Source organism: Wolbachia endosymbiont (group B) of Apotomis betuletana (genome assembly GCF_947250475.1).
In the GTDB taxonomy this organism is placed as follows: Bacteria; Pseudomonadota; Alphaproteobacteria; order Rickettsiales; family Anaplasmataceae; genus Wolbachia.
In genome coordinates, this window is the sequence record NZ_OX366320.1 from 1,339,236 (window position 1) to 1,354,869 (window position 15,634).

At 35.4% G+C, this 15,634-nt stretch carries 8 protein-coding genes; 4 read left to right on the forward strand and 4 right to left on the reverse strand.

What is annotated here, in order from left to right; genetic code table 11:
• Nucleotides 1-66: 66 nt before the first annotated feature.
• Both OOK82_RS06240 and OOK82_RS06245 read right to left on the reverse strand, forming a co-directional pair.
• On the reverse strand, nt 67-1,062 hold the full coding sequence (locus tag OOK82_RS06240; protein ID WP_007302056.1) for an NAD(P)H-dependent flavin oxidoreductase: 996 nt from the start codon (nt 1,060-1,062) through the stop codon (nt 67-69).
• 5 nt (nt 1,063-1,067) lie between these two features.
• Entirely contained in the window at nt 1,068-1,589 is a 522-nt protein-coding gene (locus OOK82_RS06245; protein ID WP_213863969.1) for a cytochrome b, read from the reverse strand.
• Between the two features lie 265 nt (nt 1,590-1,854).
• Here OOK82_RS06245 and OOK82_RS06250 point away from each other — a divergent pair, with 265 nt between their 5' ends.
• Nucleotides 1,855-3,027: an NADH-quinone oxidoreductase subunit D gene (locus tag OOK82_RS06250; protein WP_264685566.1), complete on the forward strand. Its 1,173-nt coding sequence runs from the start codon at nt 1,855-1,857 to the stop codon at nt 3,025-3,027.
• Nucleotides 3,028-3,045: 18 nt separating this feature from the next.
• Here OOK82_RS06250 and recJ read toward each other — a convergent pair whose 3' ends face one another.
• Nucleotides 3,046-4,785, reverse strand: a complete 1,740-nt coding sequence (recJ, locus tag OOK82_RS06255; protein ID WP_264704581.1) for a single-stranded-DNA-specific exonuclease RecJ — start codon at nt 4,783-4,785, stop codon at nt 3,046-3,048.
• A gap of 666 nt (nt 4,786-5,451) precedes the next feature.
• Here recJ and miaB point away from each other — a divergent pair.
• From miaB to OOK82_RS06270, 3 genes are all read left to right on the forward strand, one after another.
• Nucleotides 5,452-6,774, forward strand: coding sequence for a tRNA (N6-isopentenyl adenosine(37)-C2)-methylthiotransferase MiaB (gene miaB / locus OOK82_RS06260; RefSeq protein ID WP_264704582.1), 1,323 nt, complete (start codon nt 5,452-5,454; stop codon nt 6,772-6,774).
• Nucleotides 6,775-7,210: 436 nt separating this feature from the next.
• Nucleotides 7,211-10,381: an isoleucine--tRNA ligase gene (gene ileS, locus OOK82_RS06265; protein WP_264704583.1), complete on the forward strand. Its 3,171-nt coding sequence runs from the start codon at nt 7,211-7,213 to the stop codon at nt 10,379-10,381.
• A gap of 44 nt (nt 10,382-10,425) precedes the next feature.
• Nucleotides 10,426-13,257, forward strand: coding sequence for a hypothetical protein (locus tag OOK82_RS06270; protein ID WP_264704584.1), 2,832 nt, complete (start codon nt 10,426-10,428; stop codon nt 13,255-13,257).
• Here the strand turns inward: OOK82_RS06270 and pheT are convergent.
• Complete coding sequence (gene pheT, locus OOK82_RS06275) at nt 13,254-15,593, reverse strand: phenylalanine--tRNA ligase subunit beta (protein ID WP_264704585.1); 2,340 nt, start codon at nt 15,591-15,593, stop codon at nt 13,254-13,256. The two genes, OOK82_RS06270 and pheT, sit on opposite strands and share 4 nt — an antisense overlap.
• Nucleotides 15,594-15,634: the final 41 nt, after the last annotated feature.

Here is a 15,634-nt window from a genome sequence, read left to right on the forward strand (position 1 = left end):
GCAGTTATGCCTTATTGCGGATAATTATAGCAATTTGCTAACTATTTTCTTTGCTGATTACTGATTTTACATTTCAACATAATTGCTTGCCTGTTGAACTAACATATCTATCACTTCTTTTACAGGCTTTTCTCTATCAACCATGCCAACACTTTGACCGGCCATTAAAGATCCTGTTTCAACATCTCCATCAATTACTGCCCTTCTTAAGGCTCCAGCCCAGAACTTTTCTATTTCAAGCTGCCCATTTTCTTTTGAGATTTCTCCATTTTGATATTTATCAATAATGTCTCTTTGATGCTCCATAAAATCGTCACTTGCTTTGTTAACTATAGCCCTTACTGGAATTACAGGGAAATCAGCACTAATCTGCACAGAAGATACAGCATTACGCGCAGCTGATTTGATGAATACTTCTTTAAAATTTTTGTGAGCGATTGACTCATTCGTGCAGACAAATAATGTACCTATTTGACAGCCACTTGCTCCCATTTCTAGGTAGTTCACTATCATTTCGCCTCTTCCTATTCCACCTGCAACAAACACCGGTGTTTTCTCATTTTTAAAATGAGGTAATATCTCTTGTGCGAGAACAGAAGTGCTAACAGGACCGATATGTCCTCCTGCTTCCATACCTTCTATTATTAACGCATCTACTCCCATTTTTACTAACCTTTTCGCGAGGCTTAATGCTGGTGCAAAACACATAACTTCAATGCCCGCACTCTTGATTTTTTCTATATTAGGCTTCGTTGGTAGTCCACCGGCAAGCACTATATGGCTTACTTTCGTTTCAATGCACACATCTATCAACTCACTCAACTTTGGGTGCATAGTAATTAGATTTACACCAAATGGTTTGTTAGTTAATTTCTGTGTCTCTATGATTTCTTTTTTCAGTAAGTCTGGAAACATTGCACCGCAAGCAATCACGCCAAATCCACCAGCATTTGAGATTGCTGAAACCAAATTTCTCTCTGAAACCCAGCTCATAGCGCCACCCATTATGGCAAACTCACTACCGAGAAAATTTGTTCCTTTTTTCCAGAGGCTACTTAACATATAACCTATATCATACGTTTAAAAATGTTTTGTTTATCTATAAATGTGTGTTTTAAAGCACCAATTATATGCAAGGCTATAAAGAGTATCATAAAATATGCAAGTATCGAGTGTAACTGATTAGCTGCACTAGCTAGATCTTCATTATGGTTAATTAATAAAGGGATATGGAAAAAATATTTGATCTCTTTGCTAGAAGCAGAAGACATGACATAACCAGATAGTGGCATTAGCACCATCAAAGCATATAAACCAAAGTGTATCGTTTTGCTCGCATTGATTACAAATCGAGAAAAATTGGCTGGTAATGGCGGAACATAAGTAAAGACGCGAAAAAATATACGTACTATAATTAATCCAAGAACGGTGATACCACAAGCCTTATGAACAGCGTATATGCTGAATTTAATTTCACTGCTAATCGGCAAACTTTTCATGTACAGCCCAGAACAAAGCATGCCAATAATAAAAGCAGACATTAACCAATGAATGATCCTTAAACCTAAACTATATTTATTGTCTTTCATTAATTTTGATTACTCTAAAGTAGAATTTATATAGTAGAAAAACTATTTCTCAATCAAAATTATCTATACATAATTTCGCTGCCTTGATCAACATAAGTGCAATAATTGTATGTGACACATAAACATTGTCTATCAGATTATGAAGAAGTGGTGAAGTTTTTGAGAGTTTTTCTATTGTAACGATGAGTTATAGCTTGTACAAGAAGCCTATTGACTTTAAGCACATTTTACCCTATACAATTCCAATACCTTAAGCTACCAAAGCATGCCTGATCTAAAGACAATGATGCTAAATTTTGGCCCTCAGCACCCAGCTGCACACGGGGTGTTACGTCTTGTTTTAGAGATGGATGGTGAAGTGATCGAGAGGGCAGATCCCCATATTGGGCTTTTGCACCGTGGCACTGAGAAGTTAATAGAACATAAAACGTATCTTCAAGCTCTGCCTTATTTTGACCGCCTTGATTATGTGTCACCAATGTCACAAGAGCATGCATATTCGTTATGTGTAGAGAAATTATTGCAGTGCGAAGTTCCGATTAGGGCAAAATATTTGCGTGTTCTATTTTGTGAGCTGACAAGAATACTAAATCATTTACTAAATATCTCTTCCCAAGCACTTGATGTTGGGGCGATGACTCCTCTTTTATGGCTCTTTGAAGAGAGAGAAAAAATACTCGAGTTCTATGAAAGGGCCTCAGGTGCAAGATTTCACGCAGCTTATATAAGGCCAGGTGGACTTGCAGCAGATATCCCAGAAGGTTTGATTGAAGATATTGCAAAATTTATAGAGCAATTTCCAAAGTATATAGATGATGTTGATGAGCTTCTAACAGAAAATAGGATATGGAAGCAACGCACTGTAGGAATTAGTGAAATATCAATAAAACAGGCGCTTGATTGGGGCTTTAGTGGACCAATGCTCCGTGCTGCTGGACTTGCTTGGGACTTGCGAAAAAGCCAGCCATATGAGATATATGATCAGTTAGATTTTGATATACCTATCGGCCAAAATGGTGACTGTTATGACCGTTATTTAGTAAGAATGGCAGAGATTAGGCAATCTATTAGCTTGGTGAAGCAATGCATAGAGAAAATTCCTAAAGGGCCAATAAAAACTGAAGATAGAAAAATTTCTCCACCGCCAAGAGCAGAAATGAAAGAATCTATGGAGGCTATGATTCATCATTTTAAGCTTTATTCAGAAGGATATCATGTGCCAGAAGGTGAGGCATATGTGGCTGTTGAAGCACCAAAAGGTGAGTTTGGAGTATATATAGTTTCAGATGGTACCAATAGACCTTATAGATGTCGAATAAGAGCACCTGGCTTTGCGCATTTACAGGCCTTAGATTTCATGGCAAAAGGACACATGCTTGCTGACATTGCAGCAATTATCGGTTCACTCGACATAGTCTTTGGTGAGATTGATAGGTAATTATTTTAAAATAGTAACTTAACTAATGGTTAAGACATCTTCTATCATAAATTGTATAAATTCATTGCCATTCCAGTAATTCATAGAGATTTTACCCAAAATGGCTTTAACATTACCCTGCATAATAGCAGAGCCGAGCTCAGTATTTGCACAGCGAAACGCAATAGCTTTGACCATAACATTATCGTCAGCAATAAAACATTTTATATGGTCAACTCCTATAACTTCCGGCTTTCTTATCTTTGCCCCTTGAATGATGAATCTTGGTTCAGGATTGCCAGCTCCAAATGGCTCTAAGCGCTGCAGTTGATTCCAAAGGGATAAGTTTATTGCTTTAGCTGTTACTATACCATCAGCTTTTATAGTTTTATCGTTTGTGGAGTTTGCAAATCTTTCAGTAAAAAAATCATGTAGATCACTTATTTTATCTTCTTCAATCGAAAATCCTGCTGCCATACTGTGACCACCACCTTCAATGATTAGGTTGGTAAATTTTGCAGAAAGAACCGCAGCACCAATATCTACTCCAGAAATTGACCTACAGCTTGCTTTTCCTATTCCATTGTTTAAAGATATCACTATCGTTGGTAAGTGAAACTGCTCTTTTAGTCTTGATGCAATGATACCAATTATTCCCTGGTGCCAATTACCACTTACCATTATAAAATTTACACCTAAGTGGGCAAAATTTTCCGCTTGTGTTGTGGCTTCCAAAATAGCCTCATTTTCTAGCATTTTTCTTGCATTATTCAAATCTATTAGTTTTAGCGCGATTGAATGTGCATCATCATCATCATCGGTGGAAAGCAACCTTGCACCGAGCGATGCTTCTCCAATTCTTCCTCCGGCATTTATACATGGCCCAATACTAAACCCTAATCGTGAAACACTTGGTTTTTCAAGGATTCCCAAAGCGTCAAACAAAACACGTAAGCCAACATTTTTTCTTGCTGACATAACTTTTAATCCTTGTAAAACAAAAGCCCTATTTAGGCCTGTAATCTGCATAACATCGCAAACAGTTCCAAGAGCAACCAAATCCAGTAGATCAAATAAATCTGGTTCTTTTTTGTTGGTAAAAAATCCTTGCTCACGTAGGATTCTGTTAAGAGCAACAATTAGCAGAAATGACACTCCAACTGCTGCTAAGTTATTATAAGGAGAGCTCTCATCAAGGCGGTTGGGATTAACAACTGCTACAGCACTTGGTAATTTTTCTGTTCCAAGGTGATGGTCGACAACTATAATATCAAGTCCAAAGACTTTTGCATCTTCTATTGGTTGATATGCAAGCGTACCGCAATCAACAGAAATACATAAATCAATACCATTCTTTTTAAGTTGTAATAAAGCATCTGTGTTCAATCCATAGCCCTCATCAACACGATCTGGAATATAGATTATAGAGCGTGTTCCAATCGCTCTTAGGTACCTATTAATCAATGCTGATGACGTTGCACCATCAACATCGTAATCACCAAATATTGCAATATTCTCATTATTGTTTATTGCTTTTATTATGTGAGAAACAGCTTTATCCATATCAAGGAGGTGAAAGGGATCTGGTAATAGCGATCTGATTAGTGGGTGTAAGAAGTCATGTGCATTTTCTATGTTAACACCACGAGCAACTAATATTCTTGCTAATATTTCTGGCAACTCAAATCTCTGTATAAGAGTAAAAATCTCCCTTTGATCTGCTTCTTGTAACTTCCACAGTGCATTTGTTATGCTGCGTTTTTCAATATCAAGTAGCATATTTTTTGTAAATAAAACTACTTTACCAGAACTTTTACGCTTGTTCTATAATTGTGTTAGACTTCTGTATAACCTAAAGAAAGATATAGGAGAGTGTCACTCGAAAGGAATCACATTTATTTTGACAAAGAGCATCTGTAAAATCTGATACTTCTTCTTGCATAACATGCTCTTTAATTAGTATTATATCTATATTAGCATATAAGTGTGAATATTATATTAGTGTAATTACTTTTTGGTATACATAACAAATTTATGCCTGGAAACAGTTTTTGGTTACTCAAACCTTTTCTACCTTTATTTCATATTCTTTAAAGTATTTTTTGCACTTTCTTTATAAAAACCATAGGTACCAATCGGTTTTTAGCTTAAGAATAAAGGTTAAGTATCTGGAATTCTGGACATAAAATCCTCCTGAAAGATTAGAAAGAAAATGCAGCGCATATACAACAGAATTTGAACACGTGCTGAAGAAGATACACTACGTTTTTTTTTGAAAAATTGACTGAAAAGTCTGCAGATGAAGATAGATTTTTGAGCTCTTAAAATACCTCTACTGTTAGAGTAAGGAAAGCGAGAAGGTTTGTCAAGCAATCTTTATTGGCTGTTGTACTAGAATTCAGTTTTTCGTATAATTTGCTAGAATTTGTGTGAAGAATTTTAAATATGAAAGGCCTATATATTAAAACTTACGGCTGTCAGATGAACGTTTATGACTCCATTTTAATGGAGAATATAGTTAAGCCTTTAGGGTTCAACGTTGTTAGTGATGCAGAACAAGCTGATTTGGTGATATTAAATACTTGTCATATTAGAGAAAAGGCAGCAGAAAAGCTTTACTCAGAGCTTGGAAGAATCCATTCATCACAAAAAAATAAGGAAATGACCATAGTGGTGGCTGGATGTGTAGCGCAAGCAGAGGGAGAAGAAGTGTTCAGAAGGGCTCCTTTTGTTGATATTGTTGTTGGTCCGCAGAGTATTTCTGCTTTACCGGAGTTAATAGTCAAAGCAAGCAGAAGTAAAGGTCATGTAATAAATACTGATTTTCCAGAAGTTGCGAAGTTTGATAAATTGCCAGATGAATGCTATGGCAATAGCCAGGGGTCTTCTGCGTTTCTTGCCATACAAGAAGGTTGTGATAAATTTTGTACGTTTTGTGTGGTACCATATACACGCGGGGCTGAGTATTCACGACCAGTAAATGAAATATTCCGTGAAACATTGAAGTTAGTTGCAAATTGGGCAAGGGAAATCAATTTGCTCGGTCAAAATGTTAATGCTTATCATGGAGAGTGCGAAGGAGAGGTGTGGGATTTAGGAAAATTAATTAGTCACATTGCTAAAATTGAAAAGCTAGAAAGAATCCGCTACACAACTTCTCATCCAAGAGATATGCACGAATCTCTCTACTTGGTACATGCGGAGGAATCAAAACTCATGCCGTTTGTTCACCTACCTGTGCAGTCAGGTTCGAATAAAATATTGCATGCAATGAATAGAAAACACACTGCAGAGGAGTATTTGGAAATAATAGACAGATTTCGCAAATTGAAACCTGAAATCGAATTTTCTTCTGATTTTATTGTTGGTTTTCCTGGAGAAACTGAAAAAGATTTTGAGGAAACTATGAAGTTAGTAGAAAAAGTAAAGTACGCTCAGGCTTATAGTTTTAAATATAGCCCAAGGCCAGGAACGCCAGGGGCGGAAAGAAAAGATCAAGTACCAGAAGAGGTTAAAACAGAGCGTCTTCTTCGTTTACAGGAATTAATTAGCAAGCAACAACTTGAATTTAATCAGAGTATGATAGGAAAAACTATTCCTGTTCTATTCAGTGATAAAAAAGGTAAACACCAAAATCAAATTATTGGTAAAAGCCCATACATGCAATCAGTATGCGTTGATGATCCTGACGATAAATACAAAGATAAAATAGTAAATGTAAGGATATTGGAAGCTCGGCAAAATAGTTTGTTGGGATGCGCTGCCTAATTAGAGAAAAGTGCTCCCATGGTCTCATGTAGAAGCACTTTGTGTGTTTTTATAAGTTTATAAGCTATCTAGATTTAATCCTTAAGGGACTACAACTCTCTGTTACGCAATCATATGAGACTTGATATAATAGATTTGCGGGATTTTTTTTCTTTTCCCACTGATAGTGTACTTTTTCAACCTTTCCAGAATTATTATATTCATAAGAAAGCGATCTCCAAATAACGCTGCTTTTACTATTATTTTTGTTAGCATCGTGAAATTTCTAATAAGGCCAACTGTTATTGTCTTTATTCATCTTTAACTTAAGTAAATAAGTCTGATTTATTAATATGCTGTATAATAATGTCAACACCTATCAATGTTTATAGAAACAGAGTTTTTGAATTTGTAATTTTCTGGAAAGCTCTATATTCTTTGATTTTATCCAGTTAAAATGAATATGAAGTATTATCCTGATACAAGCAGCAGTCCTGATTTTTCATTGCTAGAAAAGGAAATCATAAAATTTTGGCAGGAAAATAAAATTTTTGAGCAGTCAGTCGAGAAACGTTCCAAGGATCATTGTTTTGTATTTTATGATGGGCCTCCGTTTGCAAATGGACTTCCGCATTACGGACACTTGCTTACTGGTTTTATAAAAGATGCATTTGCAAGATATCAAACTATGCTGCAAAAAAGGGTTGAACGCAGATTTGGTTGGGATTGCCATGGGCTACCGGCTGAGATGGGCGCGGAAAAGGAACTTAGAATATCTGGTAGAACTGAGATAGAGAAATTTGGCATTGAAAAATTCAATAATCATTGCCGTACTTCTGTGATGAAATTTTCATCAGAATGGGAGAAGTATGTAAATAGACAAGCAAGATGGGTAGATTTTCACAATGACTATAAGACTATGGATAAGTCATTCATGGAGTCGGTCATGTGGGCATTTAAGCAGCTTTATGATAAAGGTCTGGTGTATGAATCAATACGCGTTGTTCCCTATAGCTGGGCGTGCGAAACTCCACTCTCTAATTTTGAAACAAGGCTTGATAATGCATATAGAGAAAAAATTAGCAAAGCTGTAACTGTTGCTTTTGAACTTTTAGAAAATCCAAAGCAATTTAAACAAAAATGTAGATTACTTGCTTGGACTACAACGCCTTGGACGTTGCCGAGCAATCTTGCACTGGCAGTAGGGGAGGATATTGAGTATTGTATGGTGTTAGTAAATGGTGAAGTCTGCATCTTTGCTGAAAGTTATTTAGAGAAATTTGTCAGCCACTGTGAACAAAGCAATATTCAATATGAAAACTGTAATACAAAACTTAAAGCGAGTGATCTTGCAGGTCTTTCCTATAAACCACTGTTTGATTACTTTAAAGATACAAAAAATGCGTTCCGTGTTTTCATTGCTGATTATGTTACAGGAGAAGATGGTACTGGTGTTGTGCACACTGCTCCTGGATTTGGTGAAGAAGATTTTTACCTTTGCCAAAGCCATGATATTCGAGCTGTTTGTCCAGTTGATAACGCTGGAAAATTTACTACTGAAGTTTCAGATTTGGCAGGAGTTCATGTTTTTGATGCCAATGATACAGTAATCAAGAAATTAAAAAGGCAGGGGAGCTGGTTTAAAACTGAGCAATATATTCACAATTATCCACACTGCTGGAGAACTGACACTCCTTTAATCTACCGCACTATGCCTTCTTGGTATGTTGCTGTGACAAAGTTTAAGGGAAGAATGACAGAGCTAAATAAGAGAGTTAATTGGATGCCAAATCATATAAGAGATGGTCAATTTGGAAAATGGCTTGAAGGAGCGCACGACTGGTCTATTTCACGCAATCGATTCTGGGGTACTCCAATTCCTGTATGGAAATCAGACGATGCAAAATATCCAAGAGTGGATGTGTATGGCTCAATAGCAGAACTAGAGCGAGACTTTAATGTTAAGATAGATGACTTGCACAGACCGTTTATCGATACTTTGACGAGACCAAATCCTGATGATCCAAAAGGAAAATCAGTTATGCGTCGTGTGCCTGATGTGTTTGATTGTTGGTTTGAGTCTGGCTCGATGCCGTTCGCGCAAGTTCACTATCCGTTTGAAAATAAAGAATGGTTCGAGAAAAATTTCCCTGCGGATTTTATCACTGAATATATAGCACAAACAAGAGGATGGTTCTATACGCTTTTTGTGCTTTCCACTGCTTTATTTGACAGTGAGCCATTTAAGAACTGCATATGCCACGGTGTGGTTCTTGATGTGAAAGGGCAGAAATTATCCAAACGTCTGAATAATTATGCGGACCCAATGGAAGTGTTTGACAAATATGGTTCTGATGCGCTGCGTTTTCTTATGCTATCTGGTTCCATTGTCTGCGGTGGTAATTTACTACTCGACAAAGAAGGAAATTTAGTGCGTGATGTTCTGAAAAACGTAATAAAACCTATTTGGAACAGTTATCACTTTTTTACTATGTATGCAAATGCAGATGGAATTAAAGCTGAGATTTGTAGGGATTATCAGAATACTATTGATTGCTACATGATTTCAAAATGTTTTGAAGCTGTGGAAGGTATGCGAGCTTCTATGAACAACTATAACTCTCAGGAAGCTTGCAAAATCTTGACAGATTTTTTTGAAGTGCTAAATAATTGGTATATTCGTCGCAGTCGCGAGCGTTTTTGGAAAAGTGACTTAGATCAAGATAAAACCGACGCTTATAATGTTCTATACACAGTTTTTTATTACATACTACGGGCTGCAGCTCCTTTGTTGCCACTTATAACAGAGACTATATGGCAAGGGCTTAAGTACAAAGAAACATCTGTTCATTTGGCTGATTTTCCACAATTAGATAGATATAATAGTGAACTCATTGCCAAGATGGATTTGGTAAGGGAAATATGTAATGCTGCACTCTCTATTAGAAACATGTTTAACATACGTATAAGGCAGCCACTTGGTAGCATGACTATTTATCATAAGTCTTCCTGCAATTTTCTTGAAGATGAATATCAAGAGATGGTAAGAGATGAGGTGAATGTAAAAGAACTAGAAATAGTAAGTGAATTGAAAGAGGTTGCATCACTAGAGTTAAAATTAAATTTTCCTGTGCTTGGAAGAAAAGTTCCAGACAAAATCAAGAAACTAGTTCAATACGTTAAGGAAGGAAAGTGGAAGCAAGTTGAAAACGAACAGATATTTTTGGGAGATGAAACAGAGAGCTATACTATGGAAAAAGGTGAATATGAACTATTATTAAAAGCAAACAGTGAATATTCTGCTGTGTTTGATAATAACAAAGGAGTTGTTATTCTAAATACTGAATTAAATAATGAACTAATTCTAGAAGGGCTGGCAAGAGATATTGTGAGGCTTATTCAAGAAACTAGAAAACAGGCTGATTTTTATATATCAGATAGAATCAGAGTAATAATCAAAGCAGAAGATGAGAAAATTAAGGAAGCAATAAATACATGGGTTGAATATATAAAAGATCAGACCCTTGCCTTATCTTTGGACACTAATAAAGAGATCGAGGCCGATTTCTATTCTAAGGAATACCAAGGTTTGACAGTTGGTATTAAGTTAATAAAGTTGCAAAGTTAGTAATGTTTATGCTATACTTAAATTGCTTTAAGTAGGGTGGTGATATGAATCAAGTTGTTGCAGATGGTCATAGAGAAGTTATTGATTTAAATAACAACAGTGATGGTTTAGGTAAAGTAGAATCTATTTCCAATGTTGCTTTGGAAGAGGAAGAAGAGTTTTTTGATGCTATGGAAGATGTTTCTAATGTAGAAGAAGGGAATGATTTAGGTCTTGCTAATTCAGAAGAGGAAGAAGAGTTTTTTGATGCTGTAAGTAAGCAGGATTGGTTAATTAAACAAATAGCTGCTTTTAATGTTCCGCTCAGTATATTTCATTATAAAGATTATAATTCTGACTTTTTTACCTCCTGGTATAATATGTCAAGCGAAATATTGAAAGAGATAAACAGAGCTTGCCCAGAGAAGAAAATATTAAATTTAGCTCTGTCAGTTTTAATGCTTCCTTATATTGCTTTTACTGCACTGGGGTTAGTCATATACAGTAGATTTAAAGCAAATAGCAAGACACAAGAAGGTGTAGTGAAAGATAAGACAAAAAAGAGTGAAACAGGTGTGCCAAAAAGATTGGCATATGGCGCTCTTGCTGCAATGGCAATTTTTGTTAATGTGACTGTGCTTGTAGCCTTAATCGTTCCTGCAACAGTTGCTTTGGCTACTTTTTATCTTTTAAATAGAGATTTATCTCACTCTTTAGTTACTGCTCTTAAAATAACTATGGGGCAGTATTCTAATAAGCACCAAAATATAGAGGTATCTTTTCATGAAATGGAGGTTTCTGAGTCAAGCATTGCATATGATATGGAAATAAAGTTTCCACCGCAATTTAAACAATTACTTAGAGATTTATGCGATAATGAAAATAATCAGTGGTTTAGTGTAACGCGGGATTCAGAGCGCAATATCGTACTGAAATTGTCAACTAACATCAATTTAAAAAATGGTCTTAAGCCCTTGCGTAATAAAATCAAGAGTGTGCTTGCAACTTCGATTCAAGAATGCGCAAGAACTATGGAAGAGCTGATGAAGCTAGAAAAGAAAGATATTACACATGATAAACTGAAGGAATTGTTGAACGAATTCAGGCTGAAAGTTGTAGATAGTATAGGCCATCAATTGACAACTCATTTGATAGAAAATGCTTATCAAGTTGCCTTCATACAAGCAATTAAGTTTCAGCAAAATAGACGGGGAGAAGATTTTTCACTGGAGGATGAGCTAAAAAATACTTTAGTGAAACAGAAATTAGAAAGTCAAGGTAAGGAATTACCAAATGAGAAAGAGATGATAATAGGAGATATAAAAAAACTGAAAAATAAAGAGGCACTTGATTTAGCTGATGAAGATGATCGATTAGAAGCATTGGGAAAAGTAGGTGGGATAACAAGAGATATAAGTGATGATGCACTTCCTGTATTTAAAGCAGAGTGGGAACGACTTAAAGAAGAAGGGAAAATAGCTAAGAGTACAATCATTGATGTTTATAAGGATATATATCCTCAAGAAACGAAGAAAGCTCTAGATAACACTAAAAGAGAGATTGAGTGTTTAAAAAAAGAAGGACAGGAAAGATATGTTAGGATACATGAAAAATTGAAAGCAATATATGATGAAGGAAAAAATAACTTAACAGACAATGATTTAAAAAGGAAATTAGAAGGTCTTTTTAAGTTCGAGTATGGTGATCAAGAAGTTGAGCGAAGGCTAGTAAAATCAGTAATGAGAAAAGCAAAGGGTGAGTTAAGCCTGTTAGGAATACTAAGCTTAATAGACCAGTTTCGAGATTTAGAAGAGGAGATAAAAGGTCCTTTGAATGGGGAAAGTTTAGAAGAAGCTTCAGGTAAAGTGAATGATTTTATAGCAAAGATGTATTTAGAAATAACGAAACGTAAAACGCAAGATTTGTTTAAAAGTCAAGCAAAGGGTATAGAGAATTCATGTAAGCTGTTAGAGGAAAAGGAGCCGGATTTAGTACAGAGGATTAATGTGCACCGAGTGAAAATTGCAGAATGCTTAGATCAACCTATATCGTTAAGAGAAGTAATAGAAGTAATAGAAGAAAGTGAGGATTTAAATAAGTACTTAGAAGATGAGCGAAAGAGAAAAGGAGAAAAGCATCCAAATACAAAGCTAATACAGAAGCACTTAGAAAATAACAAAGAAATTCTAAAAGCATTAGAACAGTTAAAATTAGAAAAAGAAGGATTATTGATAAATGAAAAAACAAAAAATAATTATAGAGAAGAGCTAGAATCTCGTGAAAAAATAAAATTTGCAATAATAGAGGATGATTTACTGGAGGCGTTCGAGCATGAAATTTTTGATGAAGAAGCAATTAAGAAGTTGCTAGAGAAAGCAGAGCTTGGGTACTATTTGGCAGAAAAGTGCATAAAAAGTCCTGTAATTAAAATGAAAGATAATATCAAACACTTTTGTCAAGATTTATTGTCTCCTCTAGTAGATAGATTAGCAAATCTTATAATAAATAATGTACCAAAAGATAATGAGAGTGGTGTGTGGAGGATTTGGAACTCTCTCAAAGTTGGTTTTAATTATAATGTGATTGGATGGTCAGCTACTGTAAACAAAGATAATAGCACAGAAGGGAAAGCATTGAGTGTGGCACATGATACTAATAAGGAAGTAGAGACATTTCTTCAACATTTTCAATCAAGTTATGAAGAAATTGGAGTTTTTTTAGGTAATTTATTTTCTGATGATGGAACGACATTTAAAAATGATGTCTGGCCTAAAGTAGAAGAGCATTTGCATGGAATGTGGGATAGGTTTTTCAAGGATATTGAATTCAAGATAGGGAATAAATTGGATGAAGTAAACGTGACACAGCAAAATCAGGAAACGGCGATTACGGCTTAATAATGAGCTCTCAAAGTTCCTTCAGTATTTTCACACACTAAGTTTACTATCATATTTGATTCTTTTTGGATTTCCTCTTCAGTTAAAGTGTGAGTTGGAGAGCAGAAAGTAACTGAAAATGCTATAGACATCTTATTCGATTCTATATTGTTTCCATGATATACATCAAATATCAAAACTTCTGTGATGAGCTCTGAGCTTTTTTTCACCATATTGATTATACTGCCTGCTGCTACATCTTTATTTACAATAAATGCAAAGTCGCGTTTTACACTTTGATATTTATAATCGATAAATTTTTTTCTACTTATAGGTAAATTTTCGATATTTTCTAATATCAACTCAAAGCCTACAATTTTTTGTTTGATGTTAAAAAAATCCAATATACTCGGATGCAATTCTCCAAAATAACCAACTATTTTACTTCTAAAAGATAAGGAGCCTGATTTTCCTGGGTGATAATATTCTTTTTCTGCTCTCTCTATTGCTAAATTATCACAATTGACATTAAAAAGTTCCAAAGCTGTTATGAGGTCAGCCTTTGCGTCAAAAATATCTATTTTTCTATCAGTGTTATAGTGGTTTTTCGGCGAATTATTTCCTGATCTAATTCCACTTAAAACGTACTTAGACTGAGCCTCACCATTATAAATTGGTCCAATTTCAAAAATTGCGAGATCAGATATCCCGTGAGCAATATTATCTGCAGTGACTTGCAACAAATTTGGTATGACACTTGGCCTCATTATATTGAAGTTATTATTAAATGGATTATCGATAATGAATAACTTATTCAAGTAACCAAACTTTTCAGCTGTTGATTCACTCATAAAAGACCAAGTTATCACTTCATGAAACCCTCTGCTTGTCATTAAAATGCGCAAATCATCTTGTGTCTCTTCTTCTACTGTAACGTCTTCTGCTAGTTGCTCTTCCTTTATTTTATCATAGCCGTATATTCTTACTACCTCTTCAACTAAGTCAGCAGGTATGGTTACGTCCGGTCTCCAGCTTGGTACTTGTATATTCCAATTACCTTCGGTTTTTTTATCGATACTAAACCCTAGCTTTGTTAAAATATCGAATACCTCATTAGGTGATGCAGATACACTTCCAAGTTTGTTTGCATTCTGATAATCAAAATTTATCTTGGTATAAGCCTTATTCAAATTGCCAGCAGACACTATGCTTGACACTTCTCCGCCACATAAATCCAAAATCATTTTGGCTGCAAGATTGAGTCCATCAAGGGTAAATTCAGGGTCAATTGAACGTGCAAATCTGTAACTTGAGTCTGTGGAGATGCCTAGCTGCCTTGAAGATTTAGTGATGGAGATGGGGTCAAACCAAGCAGACTCTAAAAAGATATCAGTAGTTTCAAGAGTGCATTCACTGTACTTACTGCCCATAATTCCAGCAATTGCCTGAACGTTTTTATCATCAGAAATAACGCTTATGTCTTTGTTCAATGAGTATTCTTTATCATTTAAACCAATAAATTTTTCTCCATCGTTTGCTTTACGTACTGTGAGCTCTCCTTCTATTTTTTTTGCATTATATGTATGCATTGGGCGATTAAAGGATATCATGATGTAATTAGTAATATCAACTATTGCAGAAATGGAGCGCATTCCTATCGATTCCAGACTATCTTTTAGCCATTTTGGACTCTCTTTATTTTTTACATTAGTGATATATACTCCACTAATAAAACTCTCCCCATCGATGACTTTGACGTTTATTAGTGAGTTCATAGAAGCGGTAAGTTGTGGAATGATTAAAGTCTTTAACGTTCCAATTCCAGTTGCTGCTAGATCACGTGCTATTCCATAAACACCTAAGCAATCTCCACGGTTTGGAGTGATGTTTATGTCAATTACAGGATCGCAATTGAAAAATTTATCTCCTATTTTATAATCATCAGAAAGCTCGATTATTCCTTCACTTTCATCTTGAGTCAGCGAAAGCTCAGAGGCAGAGCAGAGCATCCCTTCACTTAGCACTCCTCTTATTTTTGTAGGCTTAATTGTAAAGTTGCTTTCTGGCAATGTGCTACCAAGAGATGCAAGTACAGTCTTCATGCCTTCTTTAACATTTTTTGCTCCGCAGACTATCTGCAGAACTTTACTTCCATCATTTACTCTACATAATTTTAATTTATCAGCATTTGGATGAGGTGCGACTTCTAATACTTCTGCAACAACAAACCCGGCCAATCTGGAATTGTCGATCACATTCTCTACTTCCAACCCTATGTGAGTTAATTTATCAGTAATTTCCTCTAAACTAGCATTGGTTTCTAAGTACTCTAATAACCAAGATAATGTGAATTTCATCTATCTAACAAGAAACAAAAATTCATAGTAATGTAAAATGT

Bases quoted from the DNA above. Each gene is read 5' to 3' on its own strand.
- miaB (WP_264704582.1), top strand. From the start codon at position 5,452: ATGAAAGGCCTATATATTAAAACTTACGGCTGTCAGATGAACGTTTAT.
- OOK82_RS06240 (WP_007302056.1), bottom strand. From the start codon at position 1,062: ATGTTAAGTAGCCTCTGGAAAAAAGGAACAAATTTTCTCGGTAGTGAG.
- OOK82_RS06270 (WP_264704584.1), top strand. From the start codon at position 10,426: ATGAATCAAGTTGTTGCAGATGGTCATAGAGAAGTTATTGATTTAAAT.
- pheT (WP_264704585.1), bottom strand. From the start codon at position 15,593: ATGAAATTCACATTATCTTGGTTATTAGAGTACTTAGAAACCAATGCT.
- OOK82_RS06250 (WP_264685566.1), top strand. From the start codon at position 1,855: ATGCCTGATCTAAAGACAATGATGCTAAATTTTGGCCCTCAGCACCCA.
- OOK82_RS06245 (WP_213863969.1), bottom strand. From the start codon at position 1,589: ATGAAAGACAATAAATATAGTTTAGGTTTAAGGATCATTCATTGGTTA.
- ileS (WP_264704583.1), top strand. From the start codon at position 7,211: ATGAATATGAAGTATTATCCTGATACAAGCAGCAGTCCTGATTTTTCA.
- recJ (WP_264704581.1), bottom strand. From the start codon at position 4,785: ATGCTACTTGATATTGAAAAACGCAGCATAACAAATGCACTGTGGAAG.